This is a genomic window from Klebsiella sp. C360 (assembly GCF_048822415.1).
In the GTDB taxonomy this organism is placed as follows: Bacteria; Pseudomonadota; Gammaproteobacteria; order Enterobacterales; family Enterobacteriaceae; genus Klebsiella; species Klebsiella quasipneumoniae.
Map to the genome: position 1 here is coordinate 14124 of NZ_JBMEZZ010000002.1, position 18132 is coordinate 32255.

At 58.6% G+C, this 18132-nt stretch carries 18 protein-coding genes; 15 read left to right on the plus strand and 3 right to left on the minus strand.

Features of this window, described 5'->3' with window-relative positions; all coding sequences use genetic code 11:
• The first annotated feature begins 309 nt into the window (after nucleotides 1-309).
• The 12 genes from rseD (at nucleotide 310) to acpS (ending at nucleotide 9771) form a co-directional block, all read left to right on the plus strand.
• Complete coding sequence (rseD, locus tag ACOI7D_RS05980) at nucleotides 310-405, plus strand: rpoE leader peptide RseD (protein WP_223822583.1); 96 nt, start codon at nucleotides 310-312, stop codon at nucleotides 403-405.
• Entirely contained in the window at nucleotides 402-977 is a 576-nt protein-coding gene (gene rpoE, locus ACOI7D_RS05985; protein ID WP_002914074.1) for an RNA polymerase sigma factor RpoE, read from the plus strand. The genes rseD and rpoE overlap by 4 nt, the downstream gene beginning before the upstream one ends.
• A gap of 32 nt (nucleotides 978-1009) precedes the next feature.
• Nucleotides 1010-1660: an anti-sigma-E factor RseA gene (gene rseA, locus ACOI7D_RS05990; RefSeq protein WP_032453736.1), complete on the plus strand. Its 651-nt coding sequence runs from the start codon at nucleotides 1010-1012 to the stop codon at nucleotides 1658-1660.
• On the plus strand, nucleotides 1660-2616 hold the full coding sequence (rseB, locus tag ACOI7D_RS05995) for a sigma-E factor regulatory protein RseB (protein WP_004201821.1): 957 nt from the start codon (nucleotides 1660-1662) through the stop codon (nucleotides 2614-2616). The genes rseA and rseB overlap by 1 nt, the downstream gene beginning before the upstream one ends.
• Nucleotides 2613-3092 (plus strand): SoxR-reducing system protein RseC, encoded by a 480-nt coding sequence (gene rseC / locus ACOI7D_RS06000; protein ID WP_004201822.1) that lies wholly within the window; start codon nucleotides 2613-2615, stop codon nucleotides 3090-3092. The genes rseB and rseC overlap by 4 nt, the downstream gene beginning before the upstream one ends.
• A gap of 185 nt (nucleotides 3093-3277) precedes the next feature.
• A complete protein-coding gene (lepA, locus tag ACOI7D_RS06005; protein ID WP_023290668.1) occupies nucleotides 3278-5077 on the plus strand; it encodes a translation elongation factor 4 in 1800 nt (599 codons plus the stop codon).
• Nucleotides 5078-5092: 15 nt separating this feature from the next.
• Nucleotides 5093-6067, plus strand: a complete 975-nt coding sequence (lepB, locus tag ACOI7D_RS06010) for a signal peptidase I (protein WP_004201827.1) — start codon at nucleotides 5093-5095, stop codon at nucleotides 6065-6067.
• Nucleotides 6068-6316: 249 nt separating this feature from the next.
• Nucleotides 6317-6997: a ribonuclease III gene (rnc, locus tag ACOI7D_RS06015; RefSeq protein WP_002914065.1), complete on the plus strand. Its 681-nt coding sequence runs from the start codon at nucleotides 6317-6319 to the stop codon at nucleotides 6995-6997.
• Nucleotides 6994-7899: a GTPase Era gene (gene era / locus ACOI7D_RS06020; protein ID WP_023290667.1), complete on the plus strand. Its 906-nt coding sequence runs from the start codon at nucleotides 6994-6996 to the stop codon at nucleotides 7897-7899. Before rnc ends, era begins: the two co-directional genes overlap by 4 nt.
• Nucleotides 7900-7910: 11 nt before the next feature.
• Nucleotides 7911-8648, plus strand: a complete 738-nt coding sequence (gene recO, locus ACOI7D_RS06025; protein WP_002914062.1) for a DNA repair protein RecO — start codon at nucleotides 7911-7913, stop codon at nucleotides 8646-8648.
• A gap of 11 nt (nucleotides 8649-8659) precedes the next feature.
• Nucleotides 8660-9391, plus strand: coding sequence for a pyridoxine 5'-phosphate synthase (pdxJ, locus tag ACOI7D_RS06030; RefSeq protein ID WP_023290666.1), 732 nt, complete (start codon nucleotides 8660-8662; stop codon nucleotides 9389-9391).
• Nucleotides 9391-9771, plus strand: coding sequence for a holo-ACP synthase (acpS, locus tag ACOI7D_RS06035; protein ID WP_004201835.1), 381 nt, complete (start codon nucleotides 9391-9393; stop codon nucleotides 9769-9771). The genes pdxJ and acpS overlap by 1 nt, the downstream gene beginning before the upstream one ends.
• A 12-nt stretch (nucleotides 9772-9783) precedes the next feature.
• On the opposite strand, the gene ACOI7D_RS06040 is transcribed toward acpS, so the two are convergent.
• Both ACOI7D_RS06040 and ACOI7D_RS06045 read right to left on the minus strand, forming a co-directional pair.
• Complete coding sequence (locus ACOI7D_RS06040; RefSeq protein WP_109547048.1) at nucleotides 9784-10044, minus strand: YfhL family 4Fe-4S dicluster ferredoxin; 261 nt, start codon at nucleotides 10042-10044, stop codon at nucleotides 9784-9786.
• A 56-nt stretch (nucleotides 10045-10100) separates the two neighbouring features.
• Nucleotides 10101-10949 carry a MurR/RpiR family transcriptional regulator gene (locus tag ACOI7D_RS06045; protein ID WP_023290664.1) on the minus strand — a complete coding sequence of 283 codons (849 nt, stop codon included), beginning with the start codon at nucleotides 10947-10949 and terminating at the stop codon, nucleotides 10101-10103.
• A gap of 211 nt (nucleotides 10950-11160) precedes the next feature.
• Here ACOI7D_RS06045 and yfhb point away from each other — a divergent pair, with 211 nt between their 5' ends.
• On the plus strand, nucleotides 11161-11796 hold the full coding sequence (yfhb, locus tag ACOI7D_RS06050; RefSeq protein WP_017900418.1) for a phosphatidylglycerophosphatase C: 636 nt from the start codon (nucleotides 11161-11163) through the stop codon (nucleotides 11794-11796).
• Nucleotides 11797-11858: 62 nt separating this feature from the next.
• Complete coding sequence (tadA, locus tag ACOI7D_RS06055) at nucleotides 11859-12368, plus strand: tRNA adenosine(34) deaminase TadA (protein WP_023290663.1); 510 nt, start codon at nucleotides 11859-11861, stop codon at nucleotides 12366-12368.
• On the opposite strand, the gene mltF is transcribed toward tadA, so the two are convergent.
• Nucleotides 12365-13981 (minus strand): membrane-bound lytic murein transglycosylase MltF, encoded by a 1617-nt coding sequence (gene mltF / locus ACOI7D_RS06060; protein WP_032453733.1) that lies wholly within the window; start codon nucleotides 13979-13981, stop codon nucleotides 12365-12367. The two genes, tadA and mltF, sit on opposite strands and share 4 nt — an antisense overlap.
• A gap of 175 nt (nucleotides 13982-14156) precedes the next feature.
• On the opposite strand from mltF, the gene purL reads away from it, so the two are divergent.
• Complete coding sequence (gene purL / locus ACOI7D_RS06065; RefSeq protein ID WP_023290661.1) at nucleotides 14157-18044, plus strand: phosphoribosylformylglycinamidine synthase; 3888 nt, start codon at nucleotides 14157-14159, stop codon at nucleotides 18042-18044.
• Nucleotides 18045-18132: the final 88 nt, after the last annotated feature.

Consider the following 18132-nt stretch of genomic DNA (forward strand, 5'->3'; position numbering starts at 1 on the left):
AAACACATTTAGCTCACAATAGCACCAGCTCGTGAGGAATCGTACAATTTTTTTTAACTGGCGTTGTGACGGCTAAACAGCAGACGAGCGGAAACGGTCTGGAGCACGGCGAAAATGAGACGCGTGGCAGGTTGATAGCATTGGATTTTATAGTGAAATAAACGCCGTGTTACGATACCCTTCAGACGGGCCTGCGCTTTTTCTTATTGACTAACCTATCGTTTAGCAACCTGGGCATATAATGATTGATAACGATCTGCCGCCGTTGCCAGACAAAAAACAAAAGCGTAACGGAACTTTATTGTTTTCATACACTCCAAGAGTCAGCTTGCTCATAATGCAGATTTTGGGTGGTGTTTTGAAGACGCATGGGAATTGGGTTTGGGGAGACATTACCTCGGATGAGCGAGCAGTTAACGGATCAGGTCCTTGTTGAACGGGTCCAGAAAGGAGATCAGAAAGCGTTTAATTTGCTGGTAGTGCGCTATCAGCATAAGGTCGCGAGCCTGGTTTCCCGCTATGTACCGCCGGGCGATATCGCTGACGTCGTTCAGGAATCGTTCGTTAAAGCATGGCGTGCGCTGGACTCTTTCCGGGGAGATAGCGCTTTTTACACCTGGTTATACCGTATCGCCGTCAATACGGCGAAGAATTATCTGGTTGCTCAGGGACGCCGTCCGCCGTCCAGCGATGTTGACGCTAACGAGGCGGAAAACTTCGAAAGCGGCGGGGCGTTGAAAGAAATTTCGAACCCTGAGAACTTAATGTTGTCAGAAGAACTGAGACAAATAGTTTTTCGTACCATTGAATCGCTTCCGGAAGATTTACGCATGGCAATTACGTTACGGGAGCTGGATGGCCTAAGCTATGAAGAGATAGCCGCTATCATGGATTGTCCGGTTGGGACGGTGCGTTCGCGTATCTTCCGGGCGCGAGAAGCTATTGATAATAAAGTTCAACCGCTTATCAGGCGTTGACGATAGCGGAATACTGGAAAAGGGTATCAGGCATGCAGAAAGAAAAACTTTCGGCTTTAATGGATGGTGAAACGCTGGATAACGAACTGCTCAACGAGCTGAGTCGTTCTTCTGAGATGCAAAAAACCTGGGAGAGTTATCACCTTATCCGCGATACGCTGCGTGGCGATACCGCAGAGGTGCTGCAATTTGATATCTCCGCCCGGGTGATGGCCGCCATTGAAAATGAGCCCGTTCGTCAGACGGCGCCGCTTATTCCTGAATCTCAGCCCGCACCGCACCAGTGGCGGCAGATGCCGTTCTGGAACAAAGTGCGTCCGTGGGCCAGCTCACTGACCCAGATGGGCGTTGCCGCCTGCGTATCGCTTGCGGTTATCGTCGGCGTCCAGCACTATAATGGGCAGTCTGATGCCGCTCAGCAGCCAGAGGCGCCGGTGTTCAATACGCTGCCGATGATGGGTAAAGCGAGCCCGGTAAGCCTTGGCGTACCGGCTGACGTATCAGCAGGTAGCGGCCAGCAGGCTCAGGTCCAGGAACAGCGTCGGCGGATTAACGCCATGCTGCAGGACTACGAACTGCAGCGCCGCCTGCACGCTGAGCAGCTTCAGTTTGGCCAGGCCCAGACTCAGCAGGCCGCAGTCCAGGTGCCGGGTTATCAAACTTTAGGAACGCAATCGCAGTAATGAAGCAACTTTGGTGTGCCATGTCGCTCATGGCAGGCAGTCTGTTGTTCTCTGTCAACGCCTCGGCTGATACATCGTCCGGGGCGTTGTTGCAGCAGATGAACCTGGCCAGCCAGTCCCTCAATTATGAGCTGTCTTTCGTCAGCATCAGCAAACAAGGCGTTGAGTCGCTGCGCTATCGTCACGCGCGACTGAACAATCAACCGCTGGCGCAGCTTCTGCAGCTGGACGGTCCGCGCCGGGAAGTGGTCCTGCGCGGTACGGAAATCAGCTATTTTGAACCCGGCCTCGATCCGTTCACCCTGAACGGCGACTATATCGTCGATTCGCTGCCGTCGTTGGTTTACAGCGATTTCAAACGTCTCAGCGCAGCCTATGATTTTATCTCCGTGGGCCGTACCCGTATCGCCGACCGCCTCTGCGACGTGATCCGCGTCGTGGCTCGCGACGGCACGCGCTATAGCTTTATCGCCTGGCTGGACGCTGAGACCAAGCTGCCGCTGCGCGTCGATTTGCTCGACCGCGACGGTGAAACGCTGGAGCAGTTCCGGGTCGTCTCTTTCAACGTTGGCGATAACGTCAGCGCCAGCATGGAGACGCTGGCGAAAGCGAATTTGCCGCCGCAGCTGTCGGTGCCTGAAGGGGGCGACAAAGCCAACTTCAACTGGGCGCCAACGTGGCTCCCGCAGGGCATGACTGAGGTCTCCAGCAGCCAGCGTCGTCTGCCCACCTTTGATGGTCCGGTAGAATCACGTCTCTATTCCGACGGCTTGTTCAGCTTCTCGATCAATATCAACCGCGCCACCGCGGCCAGCAGCGACCAGCTGTTGCGCACCGGCCGACGCACCGTCAGCACGACGGTACGCGATAACGCGGAGATCACCGTGGTGGGCGAACTGCCGCCGCAGACGGCGAAGCGTATCTCAGACAGCATTAAATTCAAGGCAGTACAATGATCAAAGAGTGGGCCACCGTGGTTTCCTGGCATAACGGCGTGGCGCAGGTGCACTGCGACGTTAAAGCCTCCTGCAGCAGTTGCGCCTCCCGCGCCGGCTGCGGCAGCCGGGTATTAAACAAGCTGGGGCCGCAGACCAGCCATACCATCAGCGTGCCCTGCGAGCAGCCGTTGACGGCGGGGCAAAAAGTGGAGCTGGGGATTGCCGAGAGCAGTCTGCTGGGTTCGGCGCTGTTGGTCTACATGGCGCCGCTGGTGGGTCTGTTTGTGATGGCGTCGATTTTCCAGGTGCTGTTTGCCAGCGATATCGCTTCGCTGTGCGGCGCGCTGCTGGGCGGCGTCGGCGGGTTTCTGGTGGCGCGCGGTCTGTCGCCGCAGCTGGCAGCGCGCCAGTCGTGGCAGCCGGTGATTCTGAGCGTCGCGTTGCCGCCGGATCTGGTGCGTATCGAAACGCCTTCCTCCGACATGGGTCAGTGATTTCACTGGCCCTTATCTTTATTTACCCTTCCTGTTACAACGCCACAATTTCTGCGGTTATGCTGGATCTAACAGCATTTCCTGGTTTCAAGGATGTAGTGTAGAATGCGGCGTTTTCGGATTAAAAAACGTCAGGCACAGTACAGCGGCCTCATGATACTCGTAAGGCATAATTAACTCTAAATATGAAGAATATACGTAACTTTTCGATCATCGCTCACATCGACCACGGTAAGTCGACGCTGTCTGACCGTATCATCCAGATTTGCGGTGGCCTTTCTGATCGTGAAATGGAAGCCCAGGTTCTGGACTCCATGGATCTTGAGCGCGAACGCGGGATCACCATCAAGGCGCAGAGCGTCACCCTTGACTATAAGGCCAACGACGGTGAGACCTATCAGCTGAACTTTATCGACACCCCGGGCCACGTGGACTTCTCTTATGAAGTTTCCCGTTCCCTCGCCGCGTGCGAAGGCGCGCTGCTGGTGGTTGACGCCGGGCAGGGCGTAGAAGCCCAGACCCTGGCCAACTGCTACACCGCGATGGAGATGGACCTGGAGGTCGTTCCGGTACTCAACAAGATCGACCTGCCTGCGGCCGACCCTGAGCGCGTAGCGGACGAGATTGAAGATATCGTCGGGATCGACGCCCACGACGCGGTGCGCTGCTCGGCGAAAACCGGCGTCGGCGTGACCGAGGTGCTGGAGCGTCTGGTGCGCGATATTCCGCCGCCGGAAGGCGATCCGGACGCGCCGCTGCAGGCGCTGATTATCGACTCCTGGTTCGATAACTACCTCGGCGTGGTGTCGCTGGTACGAATTAAAAACGGCACCATGCGCAAGGGCGACAAGATCAAGGTCATGAGCACCGGCCAGGTCTATAACGCCGACCGTCTGGGCATCTTCACCCCGAAACAGGTTGACCGTACCGAGCTGAAATGCGGCGAGGTAGGCTGGCTGGTCTGTGCGATCAAAGACATCCTTGGCGCGCCGGTGGGCGATACCCTGACCGCCGCCCGCAACCCGGCAGACAAAGCGCTGCCTGGCTTTAAGAAGGTGAAACCGCAGGTGTATGCCGGCCTGTTCCCGGTAAGCTCCGATGATTATGAAGCTTTCCGCGACGCGCTGGGCAAACTGAGCCTCAACGACGCCTCTCTGTTCTACGAGCCGGAAAGTTCTACCGCGCTGGGCTTCGGCTTCCGCTGCGGCTTCCTCGGCCTGCTGCACATGGAGATCATTCAGGAGCGTCTGGAGCGTGAATACGATCTTGACCTGATCACCACCGCGCCGACGGTAGTTTACGAAGTGGAGACCACCTCCAAAGAAGTTATCTACGTCGACAGCCCGTCCAAGCTGCCGCCGCTGAATAATATTCAGGAGCTGCGTGAGCCGATCGCCGAGTGTCACATGCTGCTGCCGCAGGAGTTCCTCGGCAACGTGATCACCCTGTGTGTGGAGAAGCGCGGCGTGCAGACCAACATGGTTTACCACGGTAAACAGGTGGCGCTGACCTACGAAATCCCGATGGCGGAAGTGGTGCTCGACTTCTTCGACCGTCTGAAGTCTACCTCCCGCGGCTATGCGTCGCTGGACTACAACTTCAAACGCTTCCAGGCGTCGAACATGGTACGCGTCGATGTGCTGATCAACGGCGAGCGCGTCGATGCGCTGGCGCTGATCACCCACAACGATAACGCGCCGTATCGCGGCCGCGAGCTGGTGGAAAAGATGAAAGATCTTATTCCGCGTCAGCAGTTCGACATCGCGATTCAGGCGGCCATCGGCAACCACATCATCGCGCGCTCTACCGTGAAACAGCTGCGTAAAAACGTGCTGGCGAAATGCTACGGCGGTGACGTCAGCCGTAAGAAAAAGCTGCTGCAGAAGCAGAAAGAAGGTAAGAAGCGTATGAAGCAGGTCGGTAACGTTGAACTGCCGCAGGAAGCGTTCCTCGCCATTCTGCACGTTGGTAAAGACGGCAAATAACCCTAAGGAGTTGGCATGGCGAACATGTTTGCCCTGATCCTGGTGATTGCAACCCTGGTGACGGGCGTTTTATGGTGCCTGGACAAGTTCATTTTTGCACCGAAACGTCGTGAGCGTCAGGCCGCTGCTCAGGCAGCGACCGGCGAGCAGCTGGACAAAAAGACGTTGAAGAAAGTCGGCCCGAAACCGGGCTGGCTGGAAACCGGCGCATCGGTTTTCCCGGTGCTGGCGATCGTTCTGGTGGTACGTTCATTCATTTATGAGCCGTTCCAGATCCCGTCAGGTTCGATGATGCCGACTCTGCTGATTGGCGATTTCATCCTGGTGGAGAAATTTGCCTACGGCATTAAAGATCCTATCTACCAGAAAACGCTGATCGAGACGGGTCATCCGAAGCGCGGCGACATCGTGGTGTTTAAATATCCGGAAGACCCGCGCCTGGACTACATCAAGCGCGCGGTGGGGCTCCCGGGGGATAAAGTCACCTACGATCCGATTGCCAAGCAGGTCACTATTCAGCCGGGCTGCAGCTCCGGACAGGCCTGCGGCAACGCGCTGCCGGTGACTTACTCCAACGTGGAGCCGAGCGATTTCGTTCAGACCTTCTCCCGCAGCAACGGCGGCGAAGCGAGCAGCGGTTTCTGGCAGCTGCCGAAGGGCGAAACCAAAGCCGACGGCATTCGCCTCACCGAGCGTCAGGAGACGCTGGGCGACGTCACGCATCGTATTCTGATGGTGCCGATTGCTCAGGATCAGGCTGGCATGTATTACCATCAGAGCGGTCTGCCGCTGGCCACCTGGATTGTGCCGCCGGGTCAGTACTTCATGATGGGCGACAACCGGGATAACAGCGCCGACAGCCGTTACTGGGGCTTTGTGCCGGAAGCAAACCTGGTCGGGAAGGCCACCGCTATCTGGATGAGTTTTGAAAAGCAGGAAGGTGAATGGCCGACCGGCGTGCGGTTATCGCGCATTGGTGGAATTCATTAATTTCATCTGCTGAATTCACGCCGCTGCTGTTATCGCAGCGGCGCGAATTATTTAGTATTTAAATCCATTCAAACTAACGACATCCCGTGTCGTTGCGTATAGAATATCCCCCCGAAGTTTTTGGTTGTCGCTCTGCCGGGTGACACTGCACACGAAAGCGTATTGGTCTGTTTCAACTTACTGTTTGAAGCGTATGCTCAGGTCGGTTTCGTGTGCTGCATCTTTGACGCATTCATTTATTGGTAACGCATGAACCCCATCGTAATTAATCGGCTTCAACGAAAGCTGGGCTACACTTTTCATCATCAGGAGCTGTTGCAACAGGCATTAACTCACCGCAGTGCCAGCAGCAAACATAATGAGCGCCTGGAATTTTTAGGCGACTCCATTTTAAGTTTCGTGATCGCTAATGCGCTGTATCATCGCTTTCCTCGCGTGGATGAAGGCGACATGAGCCGTATGCGCGCGACGCTGGTGCGCGGCAACACGCTGGCGGAAATCGCCCGCGAGTTTGAACTGGGCGAATGCTTGCGCCTCGGGCCGGGCGAACTGAAAAGCGGCGGTTTCCGTCGTGAATCGATTCTCGCGGACACCGTTGAAGCGTTAATTGGCGGGGTTTTCCTCGACAGTGATATTCAGAACGTTGAACGCTTAATCCTCTCCTGGTACCAGACTCGTCTGGACGAAATCAGCCCGGGCGATAAGCAAAAGGATCCGAAGACGCGTCTGCAGGAGTATCTGCAGGGTCGTCATCTGCCGCTGCCGTCCTACCTGGTAGTCCAGGTGCGCGGCGAAGCGCACGATCAGGAATTTACTATCCACTGCCAGGTCAGTGGCCTGAGTGAACCGGTGGTTGGCACAGGTTCCAGCCGTCGTAAGGCGGAGCAGGCTGCCGCCGAACAGGCGCTGAAAAAGCTGGAGCTGGAATGAGCGAAGAAAAAAGTTATTGTGGGTTTGTCGCTATCGTGGGTCGTCCAAACGTTGGCAAATCCACGCTGTTGAATAAGCTGCTTGGGCAGAAGATCTCGATCACCTCCCGTAAAGCGCAGACTACCCGTCACCGCATCGTCGGCATCCATACCGAAGGGCCGTATCAGGCGATTTACGTCGATACTCCGGGCCTGCATATGGAAGAAAAGCGCGCCATTAACCGCTTAATGAACAAAGCGGCCAGCAGCTCTATTGGCGATGTTGAGCTGGTCATCTTCGTGGTGGAAGGCACCCGCTGGACGCAGGACGACGAGATGGTGCTCAACAAGCTGCGCGACGCGAAAGCGCCGGTGATCCTCGCGGTCAACAAAGTGGATAACGTGCAGGAAAAAGCGGATCTGTTACCGCATCTGCAGTTCCTCGCCAGCCAGATGAACTTCCTCGATATCGTGCCGATGTCGGCGGAAACGGGGACCAACGTCGACACCATCGCGTCGATCGTGCGTAAGCATCTGCCGGAAGCGATCCACCACTTCCCGGAAGATTATATTACCGATCGTTCTCAGCGCTTTATGGCTTCCGAAATCATCCGTGAAAAACTGATGCGTTTCCTCGGCGCTGAGCTACCGTACTCCGTCACCGTGGAAATCGAACGTTTCGTGACCAACGAGCGTGGCGGTTACGACATCAACGGCCTGATCCTTGTCGAGCGTGAAGGGCAGAAGAAGATGGTGATTGGCAACAAAGGCGCCAAAATCAAAACCATCGGCATCGAAGCGCGTAAGGACATGCAGGAGATGTTTGAAGCGCCGGTCCACCTCGAGCTGTGGGTCAAAGTGAAATCCGGCTGGGCCGATGACGAGCGCGCCCTGCGCAGTCTCGGTTATGTTGACGACCTCTGAGTTAACGCAACGTGGATGGATGGCAGCGCGCCTTTGTCCTGCATAGCCGACCGTGGAGCGAAACCAGCCTGATGCTGGACGTCTTCACGGAAGAATCCGGTCGCGTGCGCCTGGTTGCCAAGGGCGCACGCTCCAAACGCTCGAATCTTAAAGGCGCTTTACAGCCCTTTACCCCCTTGCTGGTTCGCTTCGGCGGCCGCGGCGAAGTCAAAACCCTGCGCAGCGCGGAAGCTGTCTCGCTGGCGCTGCCGCTCAGCGGCATCACCCTCTACAGCGGTCTTTACGTTAACGAGCTTATCTCCCGTGTGCTTGAGCACGAAACGCGCTTCTCCGAACTCTTTTTTGACTATCTGCACTGCATTCAGGCGCTCGCCGGGGCCAGCGGCTCGCCGGAGCCTGCGCTGCGGCGCTTTGAGCTGGCGCTGCTCGGACACCTGGGCTATGGCGTGGATTTTCTCCACTGTGCCGGGAGCGGCGAGCCGGTGGACGACACCATGACCTACCGCTATCGCGAAGAAAAAGGCTTTATTGCCAGCCTGGTGATTGATAACAACACGTTTACCGGGCACCATTTGAAAGCGTTGGCGAGTCGCGAGTTTCCTGATGTTGATACGTTGCGCGCCGCGAAGCGCTTTACCCGTATCGCCCTGAAGCCCTATCTCGGCGGCAAACCGCTCAAGAGCCGGGAATTGTTTCGCCAGTTTATGCCCGCGCGAAAGGCGCGAGCGGATAATACGAATAATGATTAACGAGGATTGTCATGGCTGAATTACTGTTAGGGGTCAATATTGACCATATCGCGACCTTGCGTAACGCCCGCGGCACCGCTTACCCGGATCCGGTTCAGGCGGCTTTCATTGCCGAACAGGCCGGCGCCGACGGCATAACCGTGCATCTGCGCGAAGACCGCCGCCATATCACCGATCGCGATGTGCGTATCCTGCGCCAGACGCTGCACACCCGCATGAACCTTGAAATGGCGGTCACCGAAGAGATGCTGACGATCGCCTGCGAAACCAAACCGCATTTCTGCTGCCTGGTGCCGGAGAAGCGTCAGGAAGTGACCACCGAAGGCGGACTGGACGTGGCCGGCCAGCGCGACAAGATGCGTGATGCCTGTCAACGCCTGGCGGATGCTGGCATCCAGGTCTCCCTGTTTATCGATGCGGATGAAGCGCAGATCAAAGCGGCAGCTGACGTTGGCGCGCCCTATATCGAAATCCACACCGGCTGCTATGCCGATGCTAAAACCGACGCCGAGCAGGCGAAGGAGCTGGAACGTATTGCCAAAGCGGCCACTTACGCCGCCAGCCTCGGCCTGAAGGTCAATGCGGGTCACGGTCTGACCTATCACAACGTGAAAGCGATTGCTGCGCTGCCGGAAATGCATGAGCTGAATATCGGCCACGCGATTATTGGTCGGGCGGTAATGAGCGGCCTGAAAGAGGCGGTGGCGGAAATGAAACGTCTGATGCTGGAAGCGCGCGGCTAATGGCCATCCTCGGGCTGGGTACCGACATCGTCGAGATCGCCCGCATCGAGGCGGTGATCGCCCGCAGCGGCGATCGCCTTGCCCGCCGGGTGCTGAGCGACCATGAATGGAGCATCTGGGAGCAGCACCAGCAGCCGGTGCGTTTCCTGGCGAAACGCTTTGCGGTCAAGGAAGCGGCGGCGAAAGCGCTGGGGACCGGGATCCGCAACGGGTTGGCCTTTAATCAGTTCGAAGTTTACAACGATGAGCTGGGCAAGCCGAAGCTGCGGCTATGGGGTGAGGCGCAACGGCTGGCGGAACGACTGGGGGTGAGCCATATTCATGTCACGCTCGCCGATGAGCGCCATTACGCCTGCGCCACGGTGATTGTCGAAAGCTAAGCCGGGAAGCGGTTAAATTTTATCCGTGTGGTGCATCAGGACGAATTTATCCCACAGCTGTTCTTCATTCTCGACGTGTGCCGGATCTTTCAGAATGGTATTTGGGATCGGGCACACCTTCTGGCAGGTGGGCGTGTCGTAATGGCCCACGCATTCGGTGCAGCGGTCGCTGTTAATTTCATAAATGCTGTCACCCATCGAAATGGCCTCATTGGGGCACTCCGGCTCGCACATATCGCAGTTGATGCATTTTTTGGTAATTAACAGCGCCATCAGGAAAATCTCAGAAACAACACAAACAGGGCGGGCATTATACGCCCATTTTCTGCTCAGACCAGCTTTTTCACCAGCGCTTCGCTATGGCGAATGCGCTCCGGCGCCCGCTCCAGATCCTGCTGCACCAGCCCCATAAACAGCAGGTCGGTGAGCATCATTTGCGCGCTGGTGGAAGAGATGGCCGCGCTGCGCGTCGCCTGCTCTTCGGCGATGGTGTACAGGCAGTGGGTCGCCTGCTGCTGCAGGGCGTTAGGGCTAAAGCCGGTGATCGCCAGGATCCTGGAGCCCACGCGCAGCGCTTCACCGGCCGCCATATTGATCTCCCGACGCTCGCCGGAGTAAGAGATCGCCAGCAGCAGATCGTCGCTGGACATGGCCTGCACCGTCGCCAGCAGGGCGTGCATATCCTGCTCCGAAACAGCATTAACGCCGATCTTCATCAGCTTCCAGCTAAAGTTACGCGCTACCAGGCCGGACGCGCCAATCCCGGTGACGATCACCCGCCGGGCGTTGCGCAGCAGCGTGACGGCTTCCCGCAGCGTCTCTTCAGTGTTGACGTCCAGCGAGGCATGCATGGCGGCGACATTGTCTTTAATGAGTTTCTCGCCCACCAGACGCAGCGGGTCGTCACCGCGAATGTGGTTATGTACCGGAACGGAGTGCGGATCCGGGCTGCTGGCCAGCGCTTCACTCAGCGCCAGCTTCAGCGCCGGAAAGCCTTTGAACCCCAGTTTCTGGGCAAATTTAACCACGCTGGACTGACTCACACCGGCTTCCACCGCCAGCTGTTGCGAGCTGAGGTGCCGGGTGTCATCGGGTTGGCTCAGAATAAAATCGGCCAACTTTTTGTCGCTCGCCGCCAGGGTGGGATAGCGCTGACGAATACGCGTTAAACAGTTCATTGGAGCTCCGCTGGAGCCGTCCGGCTCGTGACTGACAGAATTTTTATTCGATTATAAGGGGTATACCACGAATTAAAAATTCATAAGCCACAATTTTTCCTTCGCCTGCTAATTTAATTCTTCCTTAACGGCAGGGATGTTTTCCCTCTTCATGGCATAAGACTGTTAAGCTTACCCTAACGAGAAGCGAATCCTGAGAGAAGGAGGCAGTTTGCAGCACAGTGAACGGAGAGTGGTGTTTTTCGATCTGGACGGAACCTTGCATCAACAGGATATGTTCGGCAGTTTTCTGCGCTACCTGCTGCGCCATCTGCCGCTGAACCTGCTGCTGGTGGTGGCGATGGGGCCGGCGATCCTTGCCGGGCTGGCGGTGTGCGGGCGGGCGGCGCGCTGGCCGATGAGCCTGCTGCTGTGGGCGTCAACCTTTGGCCGTCGCGAGGCGGTACTGAAGCGGCTGGAAGCGGAGTTTGTCGGCTGGTTTCGTCATCATGTGACGGCGTTTCCGGTGGTTCATGCGCGGCTGACGGCCTACCTGACCAGTACCGATGCCGACGTCTGGTTGATCACCGGCTCGCCGCAGTCGCTGGTGGAACAGGTCTATCGCGATACCCTCTGGCTGCCGCGGGTGAATCTGATAGCCAGCCGCACCGCGCGCCGCTGGGGCGGCTGGGTATTGACCCTGCGCTGCCTGGGCCATGAAAAGGTGGTGCAGCTGGAGAAAAAGATTGGCGCTCCGCTGCAGCTGTATAGCGGCTATAGCGATAGCGAGCAGGATAACCCATTGCTCGGCTTTTGCCAGCATCGCTGGCGGGTCACCCCGCAGGGAGAGCTGCAGCAACTGGAGTAATAGTGTGTAATTGATAGCTCCCATGTATAATGCGCCCCGCTTTTTCTGCTGGAGTGGCCGCTGTGTCTGACCTCGAACTCAATGATGAATACTGGATGCGTCATGCCCTGACGCTGGCGAAGCGCGCCTGGGAAGAGGGCGAGGTGCCGGTGGGCGCGGTGCTGGTGCATAACAATCAGGTCATTGGCGAGGGCTGGAACCGGCCGATAGGCCGTCACGACCCCACCGCCCATGCGGAAATTATGGCCTTACGCCAGGGCGGGCTGGTGCTGCAAAACTATCGCCTGATCGACGCCACGCTGTACGTGACCCTCGAGCCCTGCGTGATGTGCGCGGGCGCGATGGTGCACAGCCGTATCGCCCGCCTGGTGTTTGGCGCCAGGGATGCCAAGACCGGCGCCGCCGGCTCGCTGATGGATGTTCTGCACCACCCGGGAATGAACCATCGGGTCGAGATTAGCGAAGGCGTGCTGGCGGGATCCTGCTCTGCCATGCTGAGCGACTTCTTCCGCTGGCGGCGGGAAGAGAAAAAAGCGCTGAAGAAAGCCCGGGAGCAGAACGGGGAAAGTTAATACAGGTGGCCGGGGAGTTTCATCCGGGCATTATCCATCTGTTTATCGGCGCGAAACTTGAAAAAGGGCAGGGTGGTCTCCTGCGGCTGTTCGAGCTCATTGGGGAGCACCGCCGGGTAATCCTCCGCCAGGGCCAGCGTTTGCTGCTGCTGGCGCTCCTTTTCTGACAAATAGCCGACAAGGCTTATCTGATATTTGCGGATGTTTTCCACATAGGCGTAGGCCTCATGGCCGCGGGCATAGCCGTATTTAAGTTTGCTGTAATAGGGTTTCTGGCTCAGCAGGGGTAAACGCAGCTTAACGTCTGCCCAGCTGTTGGGATTGCCTTTCTGTTTGCGGGTGAGCGCCATGGCGTCCAGCATATGGGCATAGCCCATATTGTAAGCGGCCAGCGCAAACCAGATGCGTTCATCTTTCGGGATCGAATCCGGCACTTTATCCATCATATCCTGGAGATAGCGCATACCGCCGTCGATACTCTGCGCCGCATCGGTCCGGTCAGTCAGCCCCAGACTCTGCGCCGTATTACGCGTAAGCATCATCATGCCGCGCACGCCGGTAGGCGAGGTGGCCTGCGGATCCCAGTGGGATTCCTGCCAGGCGATGGCGGCCAGCAGGCGCCAGTCGATCTCGCGGGCGTACTTTTCAAACAGCGGCTGCACCTCCGGAAGAATGTTTTCCACCGCGCGCAGGAAGGTGCGGGTATCGACATAATCGAAATCGTTGCCGTGGCCGAGGTACTTCTCTTCCAGGCGCGCCAGGGTGCCGTCTTCATTAATATTGTTGAAGAAATCAAGCATCGCCGCCGACAGCGAATTATCGTCGTCCCGGGCGCTGAACCAGGTGACCGGCTGTTCGTCGGTGATATCGAGGGCTACCGCCAGCTCCGGATGGACGCGCTGGAACAGGCTGACGGCCACCGAGTCGGCGATGGTGTAATCGAGTTTGCCGTCAATCACCGCCTGCATCAGCGCGGTGGTGCCGCGCTTTTCGTCCACGCGCCAGGCAAGATCCGGGTATTTCTCCGCTTTCAGTACCTGCAGGTCGTTGATCGCCACGTGACCCGGGGCGATGGCGAGCTGCTCGGCGGTCAGCGCCGCGAGGCTGCGCGGCCGGGTATTGCCGACGCGATAGACCAGCTGTTGGGAAACGGAGTAGTAGCCAGGGCCGGCCTGGTAGTTTTTCACCCGCTCCTGGTTATAGACCAGCCCGGCGGCCAGCATATCGGCCTGACCGTCGTCGAGGTCGTCAAACAGCTGGCTGATGTTCTGGCGGACGGTTATCTTAAGCGTCACGCCGAGGTAATCGGCAAACTGCTTCGCCAGTTCGTAGTCCAGGCCGAAGGTTTTATTGTTCATGGTGGCGAAGGTCATCGGCGAGTTGATGGTGCTGATGCGTAGCTCGCCGCGAGCGATAATGCCCGCCACCCGGTTCTCCGGTTTACCGGACCAGGGGATCGACGGCCACAGGGCAGCCGCCAGCAAAAGGGTGACAATGCCGATGAGCAGATAATTAATCTTTAATTTTTTCAGCGCGTTAATCTTCTGCAGCTTCAGGTTCCTCAGCAGGCGATGTCCGGAAAAAACGCAAGGTTGTCGTCGAATGAGCGGCATTCTGCTTAAGAATGCGCCAGTTGGCAACTTATTCGCGATGGACGTCACATTTATTGATAAACAGCATCAATGATTTTATTTCTACGCAAACGGTTTCGTCGGGGCGCAGGATTCACTATAATGACGCCCGTTTCCCCCCCTGGCTCACCCTGAAAGCTTCGAAGACGAGAGACTTATGATGGAAATTTTGCGTGGTTCACCTGCACTGTCGGCATTCCGTATTAATAAACTGCTGGCACGATTTCAGGCGGCCAACCTTCCGGTAAGCGCCATATATGCCGAGTATATTCATTTTGCCGATCTGAACGCCCCGCTAAGCGCTGACGATCGCGAGCGCCTGGCGCGACTGCTTAAGTATGGCCCGAGCTTAAACAGCCATACCCCGACCGGTAAATTACTGCTCGTGACCCCTCGCCCTGGCACCATCTCTCCCTGGTCTTCTAAAGCTACCGATATCGCCCATAACTGCGGCCTGGCTCAGGTTGTGCGTCTGGAGCGCGGCGTGGCGTATTATGTTGAAGCCTCGACCCTGACCGAAGCGCAGTGGGCCGCGGTGGCGGCGGAACTGCACGACCGCATGATGGAGAGCGTCTTCGACGCGCTGGAAGCGGGCGAAAAGCTGTTCGCACACCATCAGCCGACGCCGGTGACCAGCGTTGACCTGTTGGGCGAAGGGCGTCAGGCGCTGATTGACGCCAACCTCCGTTTGGGGCTAGCGCTGGCAGATGACGAAATTGACTACCTGCAGGACGCCTTTACCCGTCTGGGACGCAATCCGAACGATATCGAGCTGTATATGTTCGCCCAGGCGAACTCAGAGCACTGTCGTCACAAAATTTTCAACGCCGACTGGATCATCGACGGCGAACAGCAGCCGAAGTCGCTGTTCAAAATGATCAAAAACACCTTCGAAAAAACGCCGGACTACGTCCTGTCGGCCTATAAAGACAACGCCGCGGTGATGGAAGGGTCTGAAGTGGGGCGCTATTTTGCCGACCACCAGACCGGACGCTATGACTTCCATCAGGAGCCGGCGCACATTCTGATGAAGGTGGAAACCCATAACCACCCGACGGCCATCTCCCCATGGCCGGGCGCGGCAACCGGCTCCGGCGGCGAAATCCGCGATGAAGGCGCCACCGGCCGCGGCGCGAAGCCGAAAGCGGGCCTGGTGGGCTTCTCGGTTTCCAACCTGCGCATCCCGGGCTTCGAACAGCCGTGGGAAGAAGATTTCGGCAAGCCGGATCGCATCGTCACCGCCCTGGACATCATGACCGAAGGCCCGCTGGGCGGCGCGGCGTTTAACAACGAATTTGGTCGACCGGCGCTGAACGGCTACTTCCGCACCTATGAAGAGAAAGTCACCAGCCATAACGGTGAAGAGCTGCGCGGCTACCACAAACCAATCATGCTGGCCGGCGGTATCGGCAACATCCGCGGCGAGCACGTGCAGAAGGGCGAGATTACCGTCGGCGCGAAGCTGATCGTGCTGGGCGGTCCGGCGATGAACATCGGCCTCGGCGGCGGCGCGGCGTCTTCCATGGCCTCCGGCCAGTCCGATGCTGACCTCGATTTCGCCTCCGTCCAGCGTGACAACCCGGAAATGGAGCGTCGCTGTCAGGAAGTGATCGACCGCTGCTGGCAGCTGGGCGACGCCAACCCGATCCTGTTTATCCACGACGTCGGCGCCGGCGGTCTCTCCAATGCCATGCCGGAGCTGGTCAGCGACGGCGGCCGCGGCGGTAAATTCCAGCTGCGCGATATCCTGAGCGATGAGCCAGGCATGAGCCCGCTGGAGATCTGGTGTAACGAATCGCAGGAACGTTATGTCCTGGCGGTCGCCCCGGAGCAACTGCCGCTGTTCGACGAGCTGTGCCGCCGCGAGCGCGCGCCTTATGCGGTTATCGGCGAAGCCACCGCCGAGCAGCACCTGAGCCTGAGCGACAGCCACTTTAACGATCAGCCGATCGATCTGCCGCTGGACGTCCTGCTTGGCAAAACGCCAAAAATGACCCGCGACGTGCAGACCCTGAAAGCCCAGGGCAGCGCGCTGGATCGCCAACCGATTACCATCGCCGATGCGGTTAATCGCGTTCTGCACCTGCCGACGGTGGCCGAGAAAACCTTCCTCGTGACCATCGGCGACCGCACCGTGACCGGCATGGTCGCCCGCGACCAGATGGTCGGCCCGTGGCAGATCCCGGTGGCCAACTGCGCGGTCACCACCGCCAGCCTCGACAGCTACTACGGCGAAGCGATGGCGATGGGCGAGCGCGCCCCGGTTGCTCTGCTGGACTTCGCCGCCTCCGGCCGTTTGGCGGTTGGCGAAGCGCTGACCAATATCGCCGCCACGCAGATTGGCGAGCTGAACCGCGTGAAGCTGTCGGCTAACTGGATGGCCGCCGCCGGCCACCCGGGCGAAGACGCGGGTCTGTATGAGGCGGTGAAAGCGGTGGGCGAAGAGCTGTGCCCGGCGCTGGGCCTGACCATTCCGGTCGGCAAAGACTCAATGTCGATGAAAACCCGCTGGCAGGAAGGCAGCGAGCAGCGTGAGATGACCTCTCCGCTGTCGCTGGTGATCTCCGCCTTCGCCCGTGTCGAAGATGTTCGTCATACCGTCACGCCGCAGCTCTCGACGGAAGATAACGCCCTGCTGCTGATCGACCTCGGTAAAGGGCACAACGCGCTGGGCGCGACGGCGCTGGCGCAGGTCTATCGCCAGCTCGGCGACAAGCCGGCTGACGTGCGCGATGTCGCGCAACTGAAAGGCTTCTGGGATGCGATGCAGGCCCTGGTGGCGCAGCGTAAATTGCTGGCCTACCACGACCGCTCCGACGGCGGCCTGCTGGTTACCCTGGCGGAAATGGCCTTTACCGGCCACTGTGGACTGGAAGCGGATATCGCCGCGCTGGGCGACGACCGTCTGGCGGCGCTGTTCAACGAAGAGCTGGGGGCGGTGATTCAGGTCCGCGCCGCAGACCGTGAGGCAGTGGAAGCCATTCTGGCGGTTAACGGCCTGGCGGACTGCGTGCATTACCTCGGTAAAGCGGTCGAGGGCGATCGCTTCGTGCTGACCGCCAGCGGTCAGACGGTGTTTAGCGAAAGCCGCACCACCCTGCGCATGTGGTGGGCGGAAACCACCTGGCAGATGCAGCGTCTGCGCGACAACCCGGCCTGCGCCGATCAGGAGCATGAGGCGAAAGCCAACGACGCCGATCCGGGCCTTAATGTGAAGCTCTCGTTTGATATTAATGACGACGTCGCCGCGCCGTACATTGCCACCGGCGCGCGTCCGAAAGTGGCCGTCCTGCGCGAGCAGGGGGTGAACTCTCACGTTGAAATGGCGGCAGCCTTCCATCGCGCCGGCTTTGACGCCATCGACGTGCATATGAGCGACCTGCTGGCGGGCCGCACCGGTCTGGGCGATTTCCATGCCCTGGTGGCCTGCGGCGGCTTCTCCTACGGCGACGTGCTGGGGGCAGGCGAAGGCTGGGCGAAGTCGATTCTGTTCAACGAGCGCGTGCGCGATGAGTTCGCGACCTTCTTCCATCGTCCGCAGACCCTGGCGCTCGGCGTGTGCAACGGCTGTCAGATGATGTCCAACCTGCGCGAGCTGATCCCGGGCAGCGACCTGTGGCCGCGCTTTGTGCGCAACCAGTCTGACCGCTTTGAAGCGCGCTTCAGCCTGGTGGAAGTGACGCAAAGCCCGTCTCTGCTGCTGGAAGGCATGGTTGGCTCGCGGATGCCGATTGCCGTCTCCCACGGCGAAGGTCAGGTGGAAGTGCGCGACAGCGCGCATCTGGCCCAGCTGGAGAGCAAAGGTCTGGTGGCGCTGCGCTTCGTGGATAACTTCGGCAAAGTGACCGAAACCTATCCGGCGAACCCGAACGGTTCCCCGAACGGTATCACCGCGGTGACCAGCGAAAGCGGGCGCGCGACCATCATGATGCCGCACCCGGAACGCGTCTTCCGCACCGTAAGCAACTCCTGGCACCCGGAAAACTGGGGCGAAGACAGCCCGTGGATGCGTATCTTCCGCAACGCGCGTAAACAGCTGGGTTAATCTTCCCGAAGCGTGCCACGCGAACGTATCAGCCCCCTGCTCAGGCAGGGGGCTTTTTTTATCTGTGACGGTCGGCACGCCAGGGTGT

Bases quoted from the DNA above. Each gene is read 5' to 3' on its own strand.
- rpoE (WP_002914074.1), top strand. From the start codon at position 402: ATGAGCGAGCAGTTAACGGATCAGGTCCTTGTTGAACGGGTCCAGAAA.
- rseA (WP_032453736.1), top strand. From the start codon at position 1,010: ATGCAGAAAGAAAAACTTTCGGCTTTAATGGATGGTGAAACGCTGGAT.
- rseB (WP_004201821.1), top strand. From the start codon at position 1,660: ATGAAGCAACTTTGGTGTGCCATGTCGCTCATGGCAGGCAGTCTGTTG.
- rseC (WP_004201822.1), top strand. From the start codon at position 2,613: ATGATCAAAGAGTGGGCCACCGTGGTTTCCTGGCATAACGGCGTGGCG.
- lepA (WP_023290668.1), top strand. From the start codon at position 3,278: ATGAAGAATATACGTAACTTTTCGATCATCGCTCACATCGACCACGGT.
- lepB (WP_004201827.1), top strand. From the start codon at position 5,093: ATGGCGAACATGTTTGCCCTGATCCTGGTGATTGCAACCCTGGTGACG.
- rnc (WP_002914065.1), top strand. From the start codon at position 6,317: ATGAACCCCATCGTAATTAATCGGCTTCAACGAAAGCTGGGCTACACT.
- era (WP_023290667.1), top strand. From the start codon at position 6,994: ATGAGCGAAGAAAAAAGTTATTGTGGGTTTGTCGCTATCGTGGGTCGT.
- pdxJ (WP_023290666.1), top strand. From the start codon at position 8,660: ATGGCTGAATTACTGTTAGGGGTCAATATTGACCATATCGCGACCTTG.
- acpS (WP_004201835.1), top strand. From the start codon at position 9,391: ATGGCCATCCTCGGGCTGGGTACCGACATCGTCGAGATCGCCCGCATC.
- ACOI7D_RS06040 (WP_109547048.1), bottom strand. From the start codon at position 10,044: ATGGCGCTGTTAATTACCAAAAAATGCATCAACTGCGATATGTGCGAG.
- ACOI7D_RS06045 (WP_023290664.1), bottom strand. From the start codon at position 10,949: ATGAACTGTTTAACGCGTATTCGTCAGCGCTATCCCACCCTGGCGGCG.
- mltF (WP_032453733.1), bottom strand. From the start codon at position 13,981: ATGCCGCTCATTCGACGACAACCTTGCGTTTTTTCCGGACATCGCCTG.
- purL (WP_023290661.1), top strand. From the start codon at position 14,157: ATGATGGAAATTTTGCGTGGTTCACCTGCACTGTCGGCATTCCGTATT.